This window comes from Halorubrum distributum JCM 13561 (genome assembly GCF_000337395.1).
Lineage (GTDB): Archaea > Halobacteriota > Halobacteria > Halobacteriales > Haloferacaceae > Halorubrum > Halorubrum distributum.
This window is the reverse complement of sequence record NZ_AOJF01000020.1, coordinates 1-20752: the sequence shown is the minus strand read 5'-3', so window position 1 is coordinate 20752 and position 20752 is coordinate 1. Positions and strand designations below refer to the sequence as shown.

Below are 20752 nucleotides of genomic sequence, written 5' to 3'. Positions count from 1 at the left end.
GGGTCGAGCACCTCGGATATCACCGACCGGAGGTCGGCGACGTCCTCGCGGACCCCGGTCGCGTCCGGGAGGTACGGGAAGTCGTCGAGCGGGAGCGCCTCGGGATCGTACGCGTCGTACGTCTCGTCCGGGAGGTACTCCCGGCGGAACGGCCGGTGCGGCTCCTCGATGCCGATCGAGACGAAGAAGGGGTCGTCGGCGTCCGCGCGCTCGGCGAGGAAGTCGTCGACGACGTCGACCAGATCGAGCGCGCGCTTCGTCCCGCTGTCGACGGTGTCGTAGCCGAGCCGCTCGGGCTCGTCGGGGACCTCGTGCTGGAAGCCCAGCAGGGCGGTGTCGTACCCAGCCGATCGAAGGCGTTTCGGGAGGGTCTCCCAGTCGTCGCCGAGCGCCCAGCCCATGTGCGCGAGCCCCATGACGCCGTTCTCGTGCGGGTAGTAGCCGGTCATCATGCTGGACCGGCTCGGCGAGCACTGCGGGGCCGTACAGAAGCTGTTCGCCATCCGGGCGCCGTCGGCCGCGATCCGGTCGATGTTCGGCGTGTCGACGTCGGCCCCGTAACAGCCGAGGTGTTGGCCGAGGTCGTGACAGTGAACGAGGACGAGATTCGGGCGGCCAGACGTGTCGGAACGGGGATCGGCTCTGTCCGTCATATCCCCCACTACCCCTCGATACGCCCATAAATAACCGTGATCGCGTTCTGTGACCCTCCGATTGTGATTAGTAACTATAGCGGTAATTAATAAGAAAATTTGAAGTAAGTGGGTCGACTGGGTTGGGACGACATGTCCGATGATCGATCCTGTACTACACGGCGGGACGTACTGAAGACGACCGGCACCGCGTCGGTGCTCGGGAGCGTTGCGCTCGCGGGCTGTTCCGGCAACGGTGGCGACGGTGGGGACGGCGGGGACGGCTCCGACGGCAGCGACGGCTCGGACGGCAGCGACGGCGGGAGTAACAGCCTCGAGATCACGGGCGTCTGGTCCGGCGGCGAGCAGGAGTCGTTCAGCAAGGTGATGGACTTCGTGGAGGAGTCGACGGGGATGAGCCTGGAGTACTTCCCGCGCGACACCGACAGCCTGCTCACCGGGACCCTGATGGACTACGAGTCCGGCGTCGCCTCCGCCGACATCGTCGTGATGCCCTCGCCGGCGCGGATCATCTCGGACGCCCAGAACGGCCACCTCGCGCCGGTCGGCGACGCGTGGAACGCCGACGACTTCGCGGTCGACCCGTCGCGGGTCACCGTCGACGGCGAGGTGTACGCCGCGCCGTTCAAGATGGACCTCAAGCCCGGCTTCTGGTACCGGAAGTCGTTCTTCAACGAGCACGACCTCTCGGAGCCGGAGAACTGGGACGAGTTCATGACGCTGCTCGACGACATCTCGGCGATCGAGGGCGTCGACGCGCCGATCGCCTCCGGGAACGGCACCGGCTGGCCGCTCAGCGACATCACCGAGGGCTTCTTCATGCGGCAGGAGGACGGCGCGTCGCTCCAGCAGGGGCTCATCGACGGCGACGCCTCCTTCACCGACGACCGGGTCGCGACGGCGTTCGACGAGATCAAGACCCTCCACGACGAGGGGTACTTCAGCCAGACCCGCGACTTCGGCGTCCAGTACGAGTACTTCTGGGACAACAGCCTCCCGCTGTACTTCATGGGCTCGTTCACGCCGGCGCAGGACGCGGTCCAGGACCCGTCCGACCTCGGCGTCTTCCGGCTGCCCGGCGTCGACGGCATCTCGTCGTCGGTCAACTGGTTCACCGTGCCGACGTACTCGGACAACGTTGACGCCGCCCGCGACGCCCTGAGCTCGTTCGTCTCCGCCGAGGGCCAGCAGGTGTGGGTCGAGGACGGCGGCTTCATCGCCTCCAACACCGAGGTGCCGGACGACGCCTACGAGATCGAAGTGATGGCGAACCTGCCGGACCTCGCCGCCGAGGTGACCGTCGTGCCGGACCTCGACGACGCGCTCGGGAACCCGTTCCAGCAGGAGTTCTGGTCGGTCCTCAAGGGCCTGTGGGCCACGCCCGACACGCCGACCGGGGACATCACCAGCGCGCTCGACGACGCCCACGAGGAGACGCTTAACGACTAACGATGGAGTCGATGTCGACCGCGGACGATCGAGACGACCGCCGCGGGTCGCTGGCGCGGATGTTCGACCCCGAAGAGCTCCGCCGCCGGAACCTCGTCTCGCTCGGGATGGACGTGCTCATCCTCGTGACGACCGGCTTCCTCGCCATCCTCTTCACGATGGGACTCTGGCCATCTGTCATCGGGCTGGTCCCGATAGCGACGCTTCTGTACTTCGGGTGGGCCTCCTCGAAGGCGTTCTTCGTCGCGCAGGTGCTCGCGGTCGGCGCGTTCCTGCTCGGTACCGCGACCGGCGTGCTGCCGTACTGAGACGACCGACGCGGGGTTCCGTTTTCGCTCGCCGTGGACCGGAGTCGCGCTTAGCGCCGTCGCCGGCGCTCACTCCGAGGAGCGATGCCCGGGACCTCTCCTAACCGGGAATTAACGGACGTATCAGACGGGCGCGTGTGACTCCGGCATCTCGAGTGCCGCGACGAGTGCGGAATGAGTGACGCGACTCCCGACGGCGTCGTTCGCGCGTCGTCCGGCTTTGACGCCCTCCCAGAACGCGTCGCTCGGAGCGCGGGTCGACGGGGGCTGAAAAGCGAGTCGCCTCTCGACCCGAGAGCTCCCGCGGCGCAGACTCAGTCGGCCACCGCGGCCACCATCCCCTGCTTGTAGTACCGCTGGAGCGTGACGAACAGGAGGATGGGGACGATCATCGTCAGCACCGAGCCGGCGGCCACGAGCCCCCAGTCGATCTGGAGGCGCCCCTTCATCAGGGGCAGCACCTGCGGCGCGAGCTGGTTCTCGCGGGACCGCATGAACACGAGGGGGAAGAAGAAGGAGTTCCACACCCACGTGAACTGGATGACCGCCACAGAGACGAGCGCCGGGGCGGAGTACGGCAGCACGATGGACTTGAAGATCTGGTAGCGGGACGCGCCGTCGATCCGGGCGGCCTCCTCCAGCTCTTCGGGGAGCCCGAGGAGGAAGTTCCGGAGGAACATGACGACCCACCCCATCCCCCAGCCGATGTGGACCAGGATGAGCCCCATGTACGTGTCGAACAGTCCGGTCTGCCGCAGCGTGTTGTAGTTCCCCATCGCCACCAGCTCCGGCGGCGCCGCCATGACCACGATGAGCAGGAAGAACAGCCCCGTCTTCAGCGGGAAGTCGAAGCGGGCGAACGGGTACGCCACCATCGTCCCGAGCAGCGTCACGGCGAGGACGGACGGGATCGTGACGATGGCCGTGTTCAGCATCGCCTGCCGCATCGGGCCCGACTGGAACGTCCACGCGCGGGCGTAGTTCTCGAAGGTGACGGTGACCGTCTCGAAGTTCCACCAGCCCTGGATGATCTGGTCGAGCGGGCGGACGGAGGCCATGAACAGCCCGATCAGCGGGACCAGCCACAGGAGCGCGACGCCGATGGCGATCGCGTACCGGAGCGCGCGCGGACCGCTCGGCACCGCCGCGCGGGCGCGCTCGAGGAGCGGACGGTCGGAGATCGGTGCGGTCTCCGGCGGCTCGTGGTACACGCGACCGCCGTCGGTCGTCGGCTCGCTGTCGGCCTCGGTCGGATCGTCTGAGTGGGTTGTGTCGGTCATAGTCGATCAGTCCATTGACGCGATGTACCACGCCATCGGGAGCGCGATCACGAGCTCGATGAGCGCGACGACCATCGCCTTGCTGTACTCGATCGGGACGGAGAACGCCGCCTGGTACACCTCGAGCCCGAGCACCGAGAACACCCCGCCGGGGCCCCCGGACGGGCCGCCGGCCGCGTAGACGATGGCGAAGATCCGGATCACCCAGATCATGCTCATGATCACCACGACCGCGGTCACGGGCTTGACGAGCGGCCAGATGATGTCCTTGAACCGCCGGAACCGACCCGCGCCGTCGACGCGGGCCGACTCCAGCAGCGCAGGGTCGATCCCCGCGAGGGCGGAGCTGTACAACAGCATGCTGAACCCGGTCTGGACCCAGACGCCGCCGGCGACCAGCGCGTAGATCGCGATCTGGGGCTCTTGAACCCAGTTCCGGACCATTCCCTCCAGCCCGATCGACCGGAGCAGCCCGTTGAAGATGCCGGCCTGCGGGTCGTAGACGAACAGCAGCACGAGCCCGATCACGACGGTCGGCGTCGTGAACGCCAGGAACACCATCGAACGGAGGACGCTCCGGCCGCGCAGGTCGGCGAACAGCAGCGCGAGTCCGAGGCCGAGCAGCGTGCTCAGCGGGACGTGGACGACCATCCAGATGATGTTCTGCGGGAGCGCCCCCATCGGGTACTGGAAGGCGAGGAGGTTGTCCCAGTTGATGATCGCGTCGTCCTGGAACGCCGCGATCCACGTCTCGAACCCGGCGAACTGCCCGATCGTGAACCCGTCCCAGGTGAAGAAGCTCCCGACCGCCGAGTAGAGCATCGGCCCGACCGAGAAGATGGCGAACAGCGTGAGGCCGGGGAGCATGAACACGAGGATCGCCGTGAGCTTCTCTCCGTCGAGGTCGCGGTCGAGCCGGTCCTCCAAGTACGATCCGACTGACATGGTATCAGGCCACCAGTTCCCCGTCCTCGTCGTAGAGGTACGCGTCGGTCGGGTCGAACGTGAGGTGAACGGGGTCCCCCGCTTCGGCCTCCGTCTTCGGGACCTTCACGTTCACCACGGAGCCGCCCACCTCCACGTTGACCAGCACGTACTCCCCGAGCGGTTCGACCGTTTTCACCGTGCCGGGCACCGTCCAGTCGGTGTCGGGCGCCTCGGTCGACACGTCGATGTCCTCGGGCCGGACTCCGACGGACACGGTCTGCGAGGACGTCTCGGCCGGCATCGGGAGGGAGTTGCCCTCGGCGAGCCGAACGGTGCCGTCGCGGTTCTCGCCCTCGAAGAGGTTCATCGGCGGCGACCCGATGAACTTCGCGACCCAGGTGGTCCGCGGCCGCTCGTACAGCTCCTCCGGGTCGGCGACCTGCCGGATAGTGCCGTCGTTCAACACGACGATCTTGTCGCCCATGCTCATCGCCTCCTCCTGGTTGTGCGTGACGTACACCGTGGTGATCCCGAGCTCGTTCTGGATCCGCTTGAGCTCGGAGCGCATCTCCAAGCGGAGCTTCGCGTCGAGGTTACTGAGCGGCTCGTCGAGGAGGAACACCGACGGCTCGCGGACGATGGCCCGCGCGAGCGAGGTCCGCTGGCGCTGCCCGCCGGATATCTCTCCCGGGTCGCTGTCCATCTGGTCCTCGATGTGGAGCAGCTCCGCGACCTGCGCGACCCGCTCGTCGCGCTCCTCCGGCGGAACGCCCCTGACCTTCAGCGGGTACTCGATGTTCTCCCTGACGGTCATGTGCGGATACAGCGCGTAGTTCTGGAACACCATCGCGACGTTGCGATCGGCGGGCGGAGTCCCGTCCACCCGGTCGTCGTCGAAGTAGATCTCCCCCTCCGACGGGTCCTCCAGCCCCGCGATCATCCGGAGCGCGGTCGTCTTTCCGCAGCCGGACGGGCCGAGGAACACCACGAACTCCCCGTCGTCCACCTCCATGTCCAGCTTGTAGTTGGCGACCGTGTCACCCCCGTCGAAGTACTTGCTCACCGATCGCATGCTAATACGGGTCATCGACTACCCGCCGATATTCATTTATTACACTTATAATTAATCATGGATCGTGGATAAGAGGACCGTCGGCGGTGCGGTGTACCCGTTCTCTGTCCGGCTAATTCAATAATTACTTAGCAATCCTTTCACTACGTGAGGAGGATGAGTTCCGGTCTCTTCGATTACACCAATTTTCCGCAGATCTCCGGCGAACTCTTCCGCAGCGTCCAGCGGCGGGACCTCTTCGACGACAGCAAGCGGTTCGTCGACGCCGAGCCCCGCGTCTCCCCGGATCTACTGTTCGAACGATACCTGACGCGTCGGGGCGGAGCCGACTTCGACCTGGCGTCGTTCGTCGAATCCCAGTTCAGGCTGCCGGAGCCGGTCGCCGCGACACCGGACCTCGCCCCGTCGCGCTCGATGGAGGACCACGTCTCGTCGCTGTGGGGCGCGTTGACCCGCACGTTCGAGGACGCCGATTCGGCGGGGTCGACCCTCGTCCCCCTCCCGAACCCGCACGTCGTGCCGGGCGGTCGCTTCCGCGAGATGTACTACTGGGACAGCTACTTTACCGCCGAGGGGCTGGCGGCGGCGGGCCGGACCGACCTGATCGCGGGAATGGTCGGGAACGTCGCGTCGCTGCTCGACCGGTTCGACTACGTTCCGCTCGGGAACCGGGCGTACTACGACAGCAGGTCGCAGGTCCCGCTGTTCTACCGCATGCTCCGCGTGTTGGAGCGCGCGGAGGGGTTCGACGCGGTCGCGCCCCACGTCGAGGCGCTCCGGACGGAACACGAGTTCTGGATGGACGGCGCCGACCGCGTCGCCGAGGCAGACGGCCCCGCGGCGCACCGACGCGTCGTCGGGCTCGGCGGCGGGACGGTCCTCAACCGGTACTGGGACGACCGGGCCCGCCCGCGGCCGGAGTCGTACCACGAGGACCGGCGGCTCGCCGAGCGGGTCCCGGTCGACGAGCGGCCGAGGCTGTTCCGCGACGTTCGAGCCGCCTGCGAGTCCGGGTGGGACTTCAGCTCCCGGTGGCTGGCGGGCGACGGCCTCGAAACCATCCGGACGACCGAACTGGTGCCGGTCGACCTCAACGCGGTCCTCTTCGGCATGGAGTCCGCGCTCGCGGAGTGGCTTCCGCGGGTCGGGCGGGACGAGGCCAGCGAGCGGTACGCCGACCTCGCGGCCGACCGCCGAAAGGCGATCAACCGGTACTGCTGGGACGCGGACGCCGGGTTCTACGTCGACCACTCGTGGGCCGACGGCGAGCGGTCGGAGCGCCTCACGCTCGCCGGCGTCGCACCGCTCTTCACCGGGGCCGCGACCGACGACCGGGCGGCGGCGGTCGCTGACCGGCTCCGTCGCGACTTCCTCCGCCCCGGCGGACTGGTGACGACGCTGGAGGACACCGGCGAGCAGTGGGACGCGCCGAGCGGCTGGGCGCCACTCCACTGGATGGCCGTCACCGGTCTGCGCCGATACGGCCACGGCGGCCTCGCGGACGAGATCGCGGGCCGCTGGGTCGACCTCGCGCGGCGTTCCTTCGAGGAGACCGGCCGTATGGCGGAGAAGTACGACGTCCGGACGGTGGGCGAAACGACCGATCTGGGCGAGTACGAGCCCCAGTACGGGTTCGGCTGGACGAACGGCGTCGTCACGGCCCTGTCCGCCCGACAGTAAGGCACCGGACGGGCGCTCGGACTCGTCGCGTCGCGGTTCTGAACGCTTATCCCCGACGAACGACTTCGATCGGGTATGAGCGACGACGACGCCGTCGATGTCGAGTCCCCCGACGACGCCGAGGGCGACGCGGCGAGAGCGAACGGCACGGCGGAGGCGGCCGCCGAGGGAGCGAGCGGCGAGCCGGGCGGCGACGAATCGGCCGACGACGCCCGCCGCGACGGCGAGGCGATCGCCGCGGCCGTCGCCGAACACGACGAGGCGCTCGCCCGCGAGGTCGCGGCGCTGGAGGCCGACCTCGCCGAGACCCGCGAGGAACTGCGCGAGCGCGACGAGGAGGTGGAGGAGCTGACGAGCAAGCTCGCCCGCACGAAGGCGGACTTCAGCAACTACAAGGAGCGCGCGAAGCGGAAGCAGGAGGACATCCGCGAGCGAGCCTCGGAGGCGCTCGTCGAGCGGCTCACCCCGGTCCGGAACGACCTCCTGCGCGCGCTCGACCAGGACGAGGGGAGCGACCTCCGTCCGGGCGTCGAGTCGACGCTGGAGAAGTTCGACGAGGTGCTCGCCGACGAGGGCGTCGAGTCGATCGACCCCGAGCCGGGCGAGGCGGTCGACCCCGCGCGCCACCAGGTGATGCTCCGCGTCGACAGCGACCGCCCGGAGGGTACGATCCACGAGGTGTACGAGCCCGGCTACGAGATGGGCGACCGCGTGCTGAGCGAGGCGAAGGTGACCGTCAGCACCGGCGACGGCGAGTAGCGCGACGGCAGGAAGCCGTCGCGGCGCAGAGCGGCGCGGGCCCCCTTCACGACCGAAGCGCCGCCTCGTAGGCGTCTACCAGCTCGTCGAGCCCCGCGTCCGGCTCGGCGGCGTGCGGCACAGACAGCGGCGAGACGGACACCTCGCCGTCGACGACGGCCCGGCGGTCGGTCCCGACCGGGTCGGGCACGTCGCCGTCGTTCATCCGTCCCCAGATCGGGTCGGAAAAGCCCACGCGGCCGTCGCCGTTCCGCTCCGCGCGCATCCCGTACCACGTCGAGGGCGTCGTGACCCGGAGCGGCGCGCGGTCCGCGTTCGCGATGGGCGCGTTGACGTTGAGGTAGTCCGCGCGGTCGAATACCTCCGCGTCGACCGCCTCGTCGACGAGGAACCGCGTCGCGCGGATCGCGTGCGCGAAGTCGCTCGGCTCGAACTCGCGTTTCCACCAGTCGTCGCCGCCGGGCACGTACATCGAGGTCGCCACCGCGGGCACGTCGAAGAACGCCGCCTCGACCGCCGCGGAGACGGTCCCCGACCGGCCGAGCGTGTAGGCGCCGAGGTTCGCGCCCTCGTTACAGCCCGCGACGACCGCGTCCGCGTCCGGGACGAGCTCGTCGAGCCCGGCGACGACGCAGTCGACCGGGGTCCCGTCGACGACGTACCCCAGCTCGTGGTCGTCGACGGCGACGTCCGCGGAGAGGCGGCGACCGACCGAGGACTGGTCGTCGGCCGGCGCGACGACGGTTACCGCGTACTCGTCGGCGAGCGCCTCGTACAGCGCGCGCAGCCCCGCGGCGTCGACGCCGTCGTCGTTGGTCAACAGGATCCGGTCGACGCTCATACCCGGATCACGGGCGAGTCGGGCAAAAGTCCACCGTCCCCCGGGACGTGACGGCACGGAAGCGGCTGGAGGCGTGCCCGCACCGAAGCGGCCGCGGACGCGGGACCGAACGGAAAAGCACACGTATCGCCGGGCCGACGCGTCGATATGGGATTCGGGGACACCGCCAAGAAGATCCAGACGCTCGCCGACCGCGCGGAGCGAACCTACAAGAAGATCAGCGAGCTGCGCGACGAGGTCGACGAGACGCAGGAGACGGTGATAGACACCTCCGAGCGCGTGAAGACGCTCGAAAACGAGATGGCCGAACAGCGGGCCGTCCTCGACGCCGTCGCCGAGGAGGTCGGCGTCGACTTGGAGCGCGTGAGCACCGAGGCGCACATCACGGACGCCGAGGAGTCGGCGGCCGCCGAGGCCGACGACGCCGACTCTGATGCCGACGCGAACGAAGACGCCGCGTAACCGTCGGTTAGACCCGCATCGCCGCGCAGGTCAGTCGTCGCTCGCGGCCGCGTCCGTCCGCGAGACGACCTCTGCGGGCACCCCAGCGGCGGTCGCGCCCGGGGGTACGTCCTCCGCGACGAGCGAGTTCGCGGCGACGCGCGCCCCCTCGCCGACGGTGACGCCGGGGAGGACGACCGCCCCCGCGCCGACCATCGCCTCGTCCTCGACGACCACGTCGCCGAGCCGGTACTCTTCGTGGAGGAATTCGTGGCAGAGCAGCGTGGCGTCGTACCCGATTATCGCGTCGTCGCCGACGGTGATCCGCTCGGGCCAGAACACGTCCGGCGTCGACTCCAACCCCCACGCGACGCCCGCCCCGACCCTGACGCCGATCCGACGCAGCAGCCAGTTCTTCAGCCGGAGGCTCGGACAGATCCGCGCGAGGACGATGACGACGTAGTTACGGACGACCGCGAGCGGCGACTTCGCGTCCGGCCACGACCACAGGGAGTTGCGCGGGCCCGGCGTCTGAAACCGGTCGAGGCGGTCGCTCCGGGCGGGGTCCGCGTCGTCGCGCGTCGCGTCGTCGTCGGTCACGTCGTGTCGTTCGGACGGGGAGAATAAAAGGGTCGCTCCGGGTCGGCGGTCGGCAGGCGGTCCGGTCAGCTCCGAAGCTCGTCCATGTGGTCGATCCGGCGCTGGACGAGGTCCGCCTTCCCGATGTCGTGGCGGATGCGGACGCGGTCACCCGCGGCCGCCAGCGCGTCCTCGGCCTGCGCCTCGGCGGCCGCGATGGAGTCGCCGCGGCCGACGACGGCGAACGCCCGCGACGTGGTGGTGTACAGTCGGCCGTCGCGCTCGTCGACGCTCGCGTAGTAGAGGAGCGCGTCGCCCGCGCTCTCCTCGTCGACGGCGATCTCCGCGCCCGCGTCGGGGTCGGTCGGGTAGCCGTCGGGGACCGCGTACTTACAAACGGTCGCCTCGCCCGAGAAGGAGAGCTCGGGGAGCGGCTCGCCGTCGCGCGCGGCGGCGAGCACGTCGACGAACGGCGTGTCGAGGACGGGCAGCGTGTTCATCGCCTCCGGGTCGCCGAAGCGAGCGTTGAACTCGACGACCTTCGGCCCCTCGTCGGTGAGCATGAACTGGCCGTAGAGGACGCCCTTGTAGTCGGGCAGCGCGTCGACGACGGCGTCGAGGACGTCGACGGCGGCCTCGTAGTCGCCCTCGGCCATGAACGGGAGCGAGCGACCCGTGTCGGAGTACGAGCCCATCCCGCCCGTGTTCGGGCCCTCGTCGCCCTCGTAGGCGCGCTTGTGGTCCTGGACCGCGGGCGTGGTCCGCACGTCGCCGTCCGCGACGAACGCCTGTATGGTGAACTCCTCGCCGACGAGCCGCTCTTCGAGGACGACGCGGTCGTAGTCGGCGTCGCGGAGGTACGCCTTCGCCTCCTCCGCGGTCACCTGATCGCCGATCACCTTCACGCCCTTGCCGCCGGTGAGGCCGGCGGGCTTGACCGCGAGGTCGCCGTCGTACTCGTCGACGTACTCGCAGGCGGCCCCCATGTCGTCGAACACCGCGTAGTCCGGACAGCCCGGAATCGCGTGCTCCTCCATGAACTCGCGCTGGTACGCCTTGTCCGTCTCCAAGCGCGCCTCCTCGGCCCGCGGGCCGAACGCGTAGACGCCGGCGTCGTCGAGCGCGTCCGCGACGCCGGCCTCCAGCGCCGACTCGGGGCCGATGACCGCGAGGTCCGCGCCCACCTCGGTCGCGTAGTCGGCGACCGCGGCGGCGTCGGTCTCGTCGACCTCCTCGAAGCCCTCGGCGAGTCGTCGGATCCCCGGGTTCCGGACGCTCGCGCAGGCGTACAGCGCGCAGTCGTCCGCCACGGCGCGGGCGATCGCGTGTTCGCGCCCGCCGCCCCCCACCAGGAGTACGGTCTCCGTCATGCCCGACGGGTGTCCGCACGGTAGTGTAAACCTTACTCTCTGTTCGGCCCGAGATACGCATAATCGTGGATGTTTCTGAGATCGGGGGCCGGCGCTCGTTCCGGTGCGGACGCCTTTTGCCCCGCCGGGCCGAATCGGGCGTATGTCACAGCCGACCGAGCGGAACCGCCTCGACGGGGAGGCGAGTCCCTACCTCCAACAGCACGCGGACAACCCCGTCAACTGGCAGCCGTGGGGCGACGAGGCGTTCGAGCGCGCCCGCGAACACGACGTGCCGGTGTTCGTCTCCATCGGCTACTCCTCCTGTCACTGGTGTCACGTCATGGCCGAGGAGAGCTTCGAGGACGAGTCGGTCGCGGGCGTGGTGAACGAGTCGTTCGTCCCGATCAAGGTCGACCGCGAGGAGCGCCCGGACGTCGACAGCACGTTCATGACCGTCTGCCAGCTCGTCACCGGCGGCGGCGGGTGGCCGCTCTCGGCGTGGTGCACGCCCGAGGGGAAGCCGTTCTACGTCGGGACCTACTTCCCGCCCGAGCCGCGGCAGAATCACCCCGGCTTCCGCGGGCTCTGCGAGCGTATCGCCGACTCCTGGAGCGACCCCGAACAGCGCGAGGAGATGAAGCGGCGCGCCGACCAGTGGGCCGAGAGCGCGCGCGACGAGCTGGAGTCGGTCCCGACGCCGGAGGCGGTGGGCTCGGACGGTGAGGATACAGCCTCCCCGCCCGGCGACGACCTGCTCGACACGGCCGCCGCGGCCGCGCTCCGCGGCTACGACGAGGAGCACGGCGGCTTCGGGAGCGGCGGCGCGAAGTTCCCGATGCCGGGCCGGATCGACCTCCTCATGCGGGCGTACGCCGGTCGCGGCCGCGACGCGCTCCTGTCGGCCGCGACCGGAACCCTCGACGGGATGGCCAACGGGGGGATGTACGACCAGATCGGCGGCGGGTTCCACCGCTACGCGGTCGACCGTCAGTGGACGGTCCCGCACTTCGAGAAGATGCTGTACGACAACGCGGAGCTGCCGATGGCCTACCTCGACGGCTACCGGCTCGCGGGCGACCCCGCGTACGCCCGCGTCGCGAGCGAGTCGCTCGCGTTCCTCGACCGCGAGCTCCGCCACGAGGGTGGCGCGTTCTTCAGCACCCTCGACGCGCGGAGCCGGCCGCCCGAGGGCCGGCGGGGCGACGATACGGGCGACTCCGACGAGGACGTCGAGGGCGCCTTCTACGTCTGGACCCCCGAGGAGGTCGACGCCGTCCTCGACGAGCCGGCGGCGTCGCTCGCGAAGGAGCGGTACGGGATCCGGTCCGGCGGCAACTTCGAGCGCGGCACGACCGTGCCGACGATAGCCGCGTCGGTCGAGGAGCTGGCCGCGGACCGCGACCGCTCGCCCGACGAGGTCCGCGAGGCGCTGACGGCGGCCCGAACGGCGCTGTTCGACGCCCGGGAGGAGCGCCCGCGGCCCGCCCGCGACGAGAAGGTGCTGGCCGCGTGGAACGGGCGGGCGATCTCCGCGTTCGCGAGAGCGGGGGATACCCTCGGCGAGCCGTACGCCGAGATCGCCCGCGAGGCGCTCGACTTCTGCCGCGAGCGGCTGTACGACGCCGAGAGCGAGACGGGCGCGCTCGCCAGACGGTGGCTCGACGGCGACGTGCGGGGTCCGGGGTACCTCGACGACTACGCGTTCGTCGCGCGCGGCGCGCTCGACGTCTACGCCGCGACCGGCGACCCGGAGCCGCTCGGGTTCGCGCTGGAGCTGGCCGACGCGCTCGTCGACGAGTTCTACGACGCTGACGACGGGACGATCTACTTCACCCGGGACCGCGATGCCGACGGGACGCCGGACGACGACGCCGGCCCACTCATCGCGCGACCGCAGGAGTTCACCGACCGGTCGACGCCGTCGAGCCTCGGCGTCGCGGCCGAGACGCTCGCCCTCCTCGACGGGTTCCGGACCGACGGGGAGCTCCGCGAGATAGCGGAGCGCGTCGTGACGACGCACGCCGACCGGATCCGCGGGAGCCCGCTGGAACACGCCTCGCTCGTGCGGGCCGCGAACGTCGTCGAGACCGGCGGGATCGAGGTGACGATCGCCGCCGACGAGGTGCCGGACGACTGGCGGGAAACCCTCGGCGAGCGGTACCTGCCGGGCGCCCTCGTCGCGCCGCGACCGGCCACAGAGGACGGACTCGACGAGTGGCTCGACCGCCTCGACATGACGGCGGCCCCGCCGATCTGGGCGGACCGCGGGGCGACCGACGGCGAGCCGACCGCCTACGTCTGTGAGGGCTTTACCTGCTCGCCGCCGCGGACCGACCTCGACGCGGCGCTGGAGTGGTTGGAGACGCGGGAGGGGTCCGCGTAGCGCCGACGCGCGGCTCCGTCTCCGCCACCGACCCGCCTGCCCGCCTCCGGTACGGCACGCCGTAATTATATATCCGCGTCACCACGCACCCTCTATGTACGATTTCGTCGTCGTCGGCGCGGGCCCGCCGGGCTCCCGGTTCGCTCGGCGCGCGGCGGAGGCCGGCCGCGACGTCGTCGCCTTCGAGAAGGGGTCGGTCGGCGAGCCGCTCGCCTGCTCCGGCCACGTCTCCGACGACGTGTGGGAGTACGTTCCCGACGGCGCCCGCGACGCGCTCCTCCAGAACCTGGTGTACGGCGCCCGCTTCCACGTCGACGGTCCCGGGTCGCGGGCGTACCCGTTCTACAAGCGAGAGCCGGTGTCGAACGTGATCGACCGCGTCGGGCTCGACCGGACGCTCGCGGAGGCCGCGCGCGAGGCCGGCGCCGACGTCCGGGAGGACCACACGGTCGTCGGCGTCGATGAGCGGTCCGACCGGGTCGTCGTCGACGTCAAGACGCCCGCTGGCGGCGTGGAGCGGGTCGAGGCGCGGATGGTCGCCGGCTGCGACGGCCCGACCTCGCGGGTGCGCCGCGCGCTCGACCTCCCCGAGCCGGACGAGCTGCTCCACGGGGTCCTCGGCTTCGACCCCGAGCCGGACGCGGGCGACTACGTCGACGTCCATCTCACCGCGCCGACGTTCTTCGCGTGGCGGATCCCGCGCGGCGACGCGGGCGTCGAGTACGGGCTGGCGGCGCCGCCGAGCGAGGACGTGTCGGCGGGGTTCGACCGGCTCACCGACGCGTACGGCGCGACGACGGACCGACGCTGCTCGGGCGCGATTCCGGTCGGCCCGCCGTCGCGGACGACCAGCGAGCGCGGCTTCCTGATCGGCGACGCCGCGGCGCAGACGAAGCCGTTCACCGGCGGCGGCATCCTCTACGGGATGCGCGCGGCCGACGTCGCGGCGTCCGTCATCGACCCGGAAGACCCCGAGACGCTCGCCGACTACGAGTCCGAGTGGCGCGCGGAGCTGGCGACGGAGATCCGGCTCGGGAAGGCGATACGGCGGTGTTACTCGCTGCCGGAGCCGGTCCAGCGGGTCGGCCTGCGAGCGCTCTCGGGCGAGATCGGCGTCCACATGGACGAGCCGTCCTCCTTCTTCTCGCCGTCGAACCTGCGGGCGCTGTTCTCCCGGGGCGAGCCGCCGGAGTGAGAAGGAACGCGTGAGGGCGGGCGGGTCGCGAGGCGGAGGCGGGGGCGTCAGGCGGGCGGCGCTACTCCTCGACGACGTTCGCGAACGAGACGTTCTCGCGGACGCTCGTGATCTCGACGGTCGGCTCCTCGCCGGGCTCGGCGTCGGGGACGATGACGACGTAGCCGCGCTCGATCTTCGCGATCCCGTCGCCTTTGTCGCCCAGCGTCTCGATCGTCACGTCGCGCACCTCGCCCTCCGAGACGGGCGGGTCCGGCTGGACCGCGCCGGCGGCGCCGCGCGAGGTGGGGCGCTGCCCGTCGTCGGAGGGTGCCCCCCCGGAGGAGCCGTTCGCGTCGGGGGTCGTCGCGGCGTCGCCGTCGGCGGCGGCCGCCGACTCGCCCTCGTCGGGTCCGGCGCGGTCTAAGACTGCGATCCGATACGTTTCGCCCTCGGTGACGCTGCCGTGTTCGATCTCCGAGGCGGGGACGGTGACGACGTAGTCGTCGCCGCGGGACTCCACCCGGCCCGTGTACAGACACGCGAGAGAATCAGTGATTTCGACCATGCCCCCTTTTTGAACGTACGGGGATGAAAAGCCACCTGTTCGGGCGTGCGGCGCGCGAAGATAAACGTTTACCCTGTTCCGAATGAACCACCCGGTCATGAGCCGAAACTACGAGTCGCTCCACGACCCGAACGCGGAGTACACGATGCGAGAGCTCTCCGCCGAGACGATGGGGACCACGGGGACGCGCGGCGGCGGTCGCGACGTCGAGATCACGGACGTCCAGACGACGATGGTCGACGGGAACTTCCCGTGGACGCTCGTCCGGGTGTACACCGACGCTGGCGTCGTCGGCACCGGCGAGGCGTACTGGGGCGCCGGCGTGCCCGAGCTCATCGAGCGCATGAAGCCGTTCGTCGTCGGCGAGAACCCGCTCGACATCGACCGCCTCTACGAGCACCTGATCCAGAAGATGTCCGGGGAGGGCTCCGTCGAGGGCGTCACCGTCACGGCCATCTCCGGCATCGAGGTCGCGCTCCACGACCTCGCCGGCAAGATCCTCGACGTCCCCGCCTACCAGCTGCTCGGCGGCAAGTATCGGGACAAGATGCGCGTCTACTGCGACTGCCACACCGAGGAGGAGGCGGACCCCGAGGCCTGCGCCGACGAGGCCGAGCGCGTCGTCGACGAGCTCGGCTACGACGCCCTGAAGTTCGACCTCGACGTCCCGAGCGGCTTCGAGAAGGACCGCGCGAACCGCCACCTCCGCCCCGGCGAGATCCGCCACAAGGCGGAGATCGTCGAGAAGGTCACCAAGCGCGTGAAGGACAAGGCCGACGTCTCCTTCGACTGCCACTGGACGTTCTCGGGCGGCTCGGCGAAGCGCCTCGCGGACGCCATCGAGGAGTACGACGTGTGGTGGCTCGAAGACCCCGTCCCGCCGGAGAACCTCGAAGTTCAGGAGGAGGTCACGAAGAGCACGACCACGCCGATCACGGTCGGCGAGAACCGCTACCGCGTCACGGAGCTGCGCCGCCTCATCGAGAACCAGGCGGTCGACATCGTCGCGCCCGACCTCCCGAAGGTCGGCGGCATGCGCGAGACCCGCAAGATCGCGGACGTGGCGAACCAGTACTACGTCCCGGTCGCGATGCACAACGTCGCCTCGCCGGTCGCGACGATGGCGGCGGCCCACGTCGGCACCTCGATCCCGAACTCGCTCGCGATCGAGTACCACTCCTACGAGCTCGGCTGGTGGGAGGACCTCGTCGAGGAGGACGTGATCGAGGACGGCTACATCGAGGTGCCGGAGAAGCCCGGTCTCGGCCTCACGCTCGACATGGACACCGTCGAGGAGCACATGGTCGAGGGCGAGACGTTGTTCGACTGAGCGGAGCGAAGTCGAACGCGAAAATCTCTGATTTTCGCAGTTCGATCCGGCGTAAGCCGGATCGAGCCAGCAGCGCGGAGCGCTGCGTTGTTTGACGAGGCGTAAGCCGAAGTCAAGCGCCGAAGCCTCCTGTTTTCGCAGGTCGATTGAGCGCGATGAAGTCGCCCGATTCCCTCAGTCGCCCGCCACGAGTCCGTCGATCCGGACCTGCTCCAGCCCGCGCCGGTCGAGTTCCGCCTCGATCTCCCGTACTCGGGGCGCGATCGCATCCGGCTCGTGGCTGTCGGTCCCCACGGTCACGTCGACGCCGGCGTCGACGAGGCGGTCGAGGAACGCGGGCGCCGGGTGGAACTCCCCGTAGTCGTCGAGCAGCCGCCCGGCGTTGATCTCCGGGACGGTCCGCGAGTCGCGGAAGGCGTCGGCGACGGCGGCGTAGTGGTCCTCGGTCGCGAAGCCGCGGAGGTGGGGGTTGCGCTCGATCAGGTCCGGGTGCGCGGCGACCGCGAACAGTTCCGACTCGGCCAGGGCGACCAGCTTCTCGAAGTAGCGGTCGACCAGTTCGCGCCGTTCCGCCTCCGGCTTGTCGGCGAAGTGGGAGCGCGTGTGGACGTTCGCGCCGTCGAGGTCGTGGACGCTGCCGACGGCGTAGTCGAAGCCGGCGTCGGCGAGGAACTCGGCGATCGCCTCCTCGTGGGCGGGATCGTAGTCCATCTCGACGGCGTCGAACACCTCGATCGCGGCGTCCTCGCGGACCGCCTCGATGGCCTCGCGGCGCCGCTCGTACGTCATGTCGAGGTTGAACCCCAGCGCGCGCTTGTAGCGCCGCGCGCTCGGCTCCGGCGACACGTTACAGTGGTCGGCGAACCCGATCCCGTCGAGACCGGCGTCCGCGGCCGCGTCGACCATCCAGCGCAGGAACGCCCCGTCCGAGTAGTTCGTGTGGGCGTGGTAGTCGTACACGGCGGACGTACGGTCCGATCCGACTCGAAGGTTCGGGTCGCACGGAACGCGTTCGCACGCGAGACCCAGTCCCGCAACGCCGTGATCGAACCCCCGGCAGGCCGCGATCGAACCAGCAACATGATCCGCCAAACCCGTTGAAAGTTCATTTAGAAAATTTTTTCTCGCTGATGATTGGTTTATCGTATCATGGGTACTACTGGCAAGATATGCTGTCGCGTCGTGGACGGCGACGACCGGCCCCTGGCGGGTCGGGTCGTGGTCGGGGAGCGACGGGGCGGCGACGGGGACCGGATCGGCTACTGGACGACCGGCGACGACGGGGAGTTCGTCCTCGATGCGGACGGCGGCGTCGACGTCGACGACGTCTCGTTCACGGTTCGGAACCCCGCCGGCGGGGGCGACACCGAGCCGGTCCGGGGGCGAGACCGGCCGGAGGGGGGCGAGACGACGCTTCGCCTGACGGTGAACGCGCACAGCGTCGCGATCCACGGCGGGACCGAACACCGGGGGATGAACGACGCGGCGTGTACGGCGGCGGGTCCCGTCAGGAGCCATCGGTTCCACACGCAGTTCCCGGGGCTCGACCCGTACGACCGCGACGAGGACCTGCTCCGGACGCTCGGCGGCGCCGACGGCGAGGCGGGCGCGCCGATGATGGAGTCCCCGGACGACCCGGTCGGCGACGCCGATACACCGGCCGGCTACGGCATCTTCGGCCAGTTCGTCGACCACGACATCACCTTCGACCCGACCTCGGACATCGACCGGCGCAACGACCCGGCGGCGCTGCGAAACTTCCGGACGCCGGCGCTCGACCTCGACTCCCTGTACCGGACGAACGCGGAGGCGGCGCCGTTCCTCTACGACCACGAGACGGACGAGCGCAAGCTGCTCACCCGCGAGGCGGCCGCGCCCGACGCGGAGGACGGCGGCGGCCTCTCGGGGCTCCCCGGGACCGACCTCCAGCGGAACGAGCAGGGTGTCGCGGTGATCGGCGACCCGCGCAACGACGAGAACGTCGTCGTCTCGCAGCTCCAGCTCGCGTTCGTGAACTTCCACAACCGCGTCGTCGACCACCTCCGGGGCCCGGGCTCCGACCTTGTCGAAGAGGGCGAGTCCGTCCTCGAAGCGGCGCAGCGGCTCGTCAGGTGGCACTACCAGTGGGTCGTGCGACACGACTTCCTGCCGCGGATCTGCGATCGATACGTCCTCGACGACATCGAGGAGCGCGGCCGACAGCACTTCGTCCCGCCGGGCCGCACGCCGGCGATTCCCGTCGAGTTCGGCGGCGCCGCCTACCGCTTCGGTCACAGCATGATCCGTCACGCGTACGACGTCAACGACGAGGTCGGCGAGGTGCCGCTGTTCCCGACCGGAGCCGGGGGCGGGCGGAACCTCCGCGGCGGGCGCCCGGTCCCGAGCGACCTCGTCGTCGACTGGTCGCGCCTGCTGGACACCGGCGACGGCGACTACCAGCCCGCGCGGAAGACGGAGCCGCTCCTCGCGCCGACGCTGTTCGACCTGCCCATCTCAGGCGACTCCTCGCTCGCCGTCCGGAACCTCCGCCGCGCGAAGGCGCTCGGGATCCCCTCCGGACAGGACGTCGCCGCGCGGATGGGGTACGATCCGATCCGCAACGAGGCGTTCGGCGAGGACTCGCCGATCATGAAGGTGCTCCGGGCGCACGGCAGCGGCGCCGACCCCGACTCGCCGCTGTGGTACTACGTGCTCGCCGAGGCGGAGTACCAGCAGGACGGGGAACGCTTGGGCGCGGTCGGCAGCCGGATCGTCGCCGAGACGCTCATCGGGCTGATCGAGGCCGACGAGACCGCGTACCCGAACGCCGCGCCCGACGACTGGGAGCCGAGCCTCCCGCAGCCGACCCCGACCGATGGGTACACGCTCGCCGATATCACCGAGTTCGCGGCGGAGGCGAACCCGGACGGGCTCGTGATCTACGCCGTCGACGCCGGTCCCGGAAGCGACGTCGGCGACGCGGCGGGAGACGTTCTCGACGAGTCGGTGACGCTGCGGAACGCCGCGGACGACCCGATCGACCTGACCGGCTACGTCATCGACCTCGACGGCCAGCGGGGCGACCTCCCGGGCGCCACGCTCGGTCCCGACGAGACCCTGACGGTCCACGTCGGCGCCGGCACGGACACGTCGACCGACCACTACCTCGGACGGGGCGCGCCCGTCCTCGACGACGAGGGCGAGGTCGTCGCCGTCTACGGCCCCGACGGCGAGCGCTCGACGAGGCGACGCTACGTCGGGTGACCGCGGAGGGGCGTCGGTGGGCCGCGGAGGCCCCGGACTCCGTCGCGGGCGCGGCCCGGCCGCGTCACCGGCCCTCGCCGACGAGCGCGTTCGTCGAGATGACGAGGAACGCGAGCCCCGACAGGCCGGCGATGACCGCGAACGACGCCGCCCAGCCGAAGAGGTCCGCGACGAGCCCGACGCCGACGGAGCCCGCCGAGCCGATCACCGTGTAGACGGTCCGGATCAGCCCGAAGCCGGCGCCGCGCTCCGCGTCGCCGAGCGCGTCCATGAACCGCGGGTCGATGGCCGAGAAGAACGAGGAGCCGAGGCCGGCGAGGAACACGGCGATCCCGAGTCCGGCGAGCGCCGGGAGCGCGGGCAGCCCGACCGCGGTCGGGAGTTCGACGAGGTTGGGGAGCGCGACCAACCCGCCGAGGCCGAGCGCGCCGCCGAGGAGGGCGGCGGCGATGCTCGCGTCGCGGCCCAGCCGGTCGGAGAGCCGGCCGAGTCCGACCTGCGCTCCCGCGCGGACGACGAAGAACGCGGAGAAGACGCCGCCGGCGAACGCCGGCGAGTACCCGCGGAGCTCGACGAGGAACGTCGGGAGGAAGGAGATGACGCCCTGCGCGACGTACGTGCCGAGCGTCGCCACCGCGAGCGGGACGAGGACCTCGCGCCGCCCGATCAGTTCGAGCAGTGGCGCGAGTCGGAGCCTGTCTCTTATACACATC

General features: G+C 70.2%; 19 protein-coding genes. 9 read left to right on the top strand and 10 right to left on the bottom strand.

All coding sequences use genetic code 11. The features are described from left to right. The coding region (locus C470_RS01230) for a sulfatase-like hydrolase/transferase (protein WP_008364654.1) at window positions 1-653 on the bottom strand (653 nt) is incomplete at its 3' end. A gap of 195 nt (window positions 654-848) precedes the next feature. Here C470_RS01230 and C470_RS01225 point away from each other — a divergent pair. After that, window positions 849-2102: an ABC transporter substrate-binding protein gene (locus C470_RS01225; RefSeq protein ID WP_007344735.1), complete on the top strand. Its 1254-nt coding sequence runs from the start codon at window positions 849-851 to the stop codon at window positions 2100-2102. 2 nt (window positions 2103-2104) lie between these two features. Further along, window positions 2105-2410, top strand: a complete 306-nt coding sequence (locus C470_RS01220; RefSeq protein ID WP_004595665.1) for a hypothetical protein — start codon at window positions 2105-2107, stop codon at window positions 2408-2410. Between the two features lie 314 nt (window positions 2411-2724). Here the strand turns inward: C470_RS01220 and C470_RS01215 are convergent, their stop codons facing one another. From C470_RS01215 to C470_RS01205, 3 genes are read right to left on the bottom strand one after another with little or no spacing between them, the layout of a single operon-like run. Next, window positions 2725-3690 carry a carbohydrate ABC transporter permease gene (locus C470_RS01215; RefSeq protein WP_008364651.1) on the bottom strand — a complete coding sequence of 322 codons (966 nt, stop codon included), beginning with the start codon at window positions 3688-3690 and terminating at the stop codon, window positions 2725-2727. A 6-nt stretch (window positions 3691-3696) separates the two neighbouring features. Then, window positions 3697-4635: a carbohydrate ABC transporter permease gene (locus C470_RS01210; RefSeq protein WP_004595663.1), complete on the bottom strand. Its 939-nt coding sequence runs from the start codon at window positions 4633-4635 to the stop codon at window positions 3697-3699. A gap of 4 nt (window positions 4636-4639) precedes the next feature. Then, window positions 4640-5689, bottom strand: coding sequence for an ABC transporter ATP-binding protein (locus tag C470_RS01205; RefSeq protein WP_008364649.1), 1050 nt, complete (start codon window positions 5687-5689; stop codon window positions 4640-4642). A 156-nt stretch (window positions 5690-5845) separates the two neighbouring features. Here C470_RS01205 and C470_RS01200 point away from each other — a divergent pair, with 156 nt between their 5' ends. Together C470_RS01200 and C470_RS01195 are read left to right on the top strand one after the other, a co-directional pair. Further along, window positions 5846-7369, top strand: a complete 1524-nt coding sequence (locus C470_RS01200; protein WP_008364647.1) for a trehalase family glycosidase — start codon at window positions 5846-5848, stop codon at window positions 7367-7369. A 75-nt stretch (window positions 7370-7444) separates the two neighbouring features. After that, window positions 7445-8128 carry a nucleotide exchange factor GrpE gene (locus C470_RS01195; protein WP_004595660.1) on the top strand — a complete coding sequence of 228 codons (684 nt, stop codon included), beginning with the start codon at window positions 7445-7447 and terminating at the stop codon, window positions 8126-8128. A gap of 46 nt (window positions 8129-8174) precedes the next feature. On the opposite strand, the gene surE is transcribed toward C470_RS01195, so the two are convergent. Beyond that, on the bottom strand, window positions 8175-8969 hold the full coding sequence (surE, locus tag C470_RS01190) for a 5'/3'-nucleotidase SurE (RefSeq protein WP_008364645.1): 795 nt from the start codon (window positions 8967-8969) through the stop codon (window positions 8175-8177). Window positions 8970-9116: 147 nt separating this feature from the next. Between surE and C470_RS01185 the strand changes: the two genes are divergently transcribed. Then, window positions 9117-9431 (top strand): DUF5798 family protein, encoded by a 315-nt coding sequence (locus C470_RS01185; protein WP_007993102.1) that lies wholly within the window; start codon window positions 9117-9119, stop codon window positions 9429-9431. Window positions 9432-9461: 30 nt separating this feature from the next. Here C470_RS01185 and C470_RS01180 read toward each other — a convergent pair whose 3' ends face one another. Both C470_RS01180 and purD read right to left on the bottom strand, forming a co-directional pair. Beyond that, on the bottom strand, window positions 9462-10010 hold the full coding sequence (locus C470_RS01180; RefSeq protein ID WP_008364642.1) for an acyltransferase: 549 nt from the start codon (window positions 10008-10010) through the stop codon (window positions 9462-9464). A 65-nt stretch (window positions 10011-10075) separates the two neighbouring features. Continuing rightward, on the bottom strand, window positions 10076-11359 hold the full coding sequence (gene purD, locus C470_RS01175; protein ID WP_008364640.1) for a phosphoribosylamine--glycine ligase: 1284 nt from the start codon (window positions 11357-11359) through the stop codon (window positions 10076-10078). A gap of 142 nt (window positions 11360-11501) precedes the next feature. Between purD and C470_RS01170 the strand changes: the two genes are divergently transcribed. Both C470_RS01170 and C470_RS01165 read left to right on the top strand, forming a co-directional pair. Next, window positions 11502-13724: a thioredoxin domain-containing protein gene (locus C470_RS01170; protein ID WP_008364638.1), complete on the top strand. Its 2223-nt coding sequence runs from the start codon at window positions 11502-11504 to the stop codon at window positions 13722-13724. A 94-nt stretch (window positions 13725-13818) separates the two neighbouring features. Beyond that, window positions 13819-14919, top strand: coding sequence for a geranylgeranyl reductase family protein (locus tag C470_RS01165; protein WP_007993097.1), 1101 nt, complete (start codon window positions 13819-13821; stop codon window positions 14917-14919). Between the two features lie 61 nt (window positions 14920-14980). On the opposite strand, the gene C470_RS01160 is transcribed toward C470_RS01165, so the two are convergent. Further along, window positions 14981-15466, bottom strand: a complete 486-nt coding sequence (locus C470_RS01160; RefSeq protein WP_004595653.1) for a TRAM domain-containing protein — start codon at window positions 15464-15466, stop codon at window positions 14981-14983. A gap of 97 nt (window positions 15467-15563) precedes the next feature. Between C470_RS01160 and C470_RS01155 the strand changes: the two genes are divergently transcribed. Beyond that, window positions 15564-16796: a mandelate racemase/muconate lactonizing enzyme family protein gene (locus C470_RS01155; protein ID WP_008364636.1), complete on the top strand. Its 1233-nt coding sequence runs from the start codon at window positions 15564-15566 to the stop codon at window positions 16794-16796. 174 nt (window positions 16797-16970) lie between these two features. On the opposite strand, the gene C470_RS01150 is transcribed toward C470_RS01155, so the two are convergent. Then, the gene (locus C470_RS01150) at window positions 16971-17756 is read right to left on the bottom strand and encodes a PHP domain-containing protein (RefSeq protein WP_008364634.1); all 786 of its coding nucleotides are present in this window, start codon (window positions 17754-17756) and stop codon (window positions 16971-16973) included. A 222-nt stretch (window positions 17757-17978) separates the two neighbouring features. On the opposite strand from C470_RS01150, the gene C470_RS01145 reads away from it, so the two are divergent. After that, entirely contained in the window at window positions 17979-20039 is a 2061-nt protein-coding gene (locus C470_RS01145; RefSeq protein ID WP_008364633.1) for a peroxidase family protein, read from the top strand. 64 nt (window positions 20040-20103) lie between these two features. On the opposite strand, the gene C470_RS01140 is transcribed toward C470_RS01145, so the two are convergent. Further along, window positions 20104-20752 (bottom strand): MFS transporter (locus tag C470_RS01140; protein ID WP_008364631.1); only part of this gene is annotated, 649 nt, incomplete at its 5' end.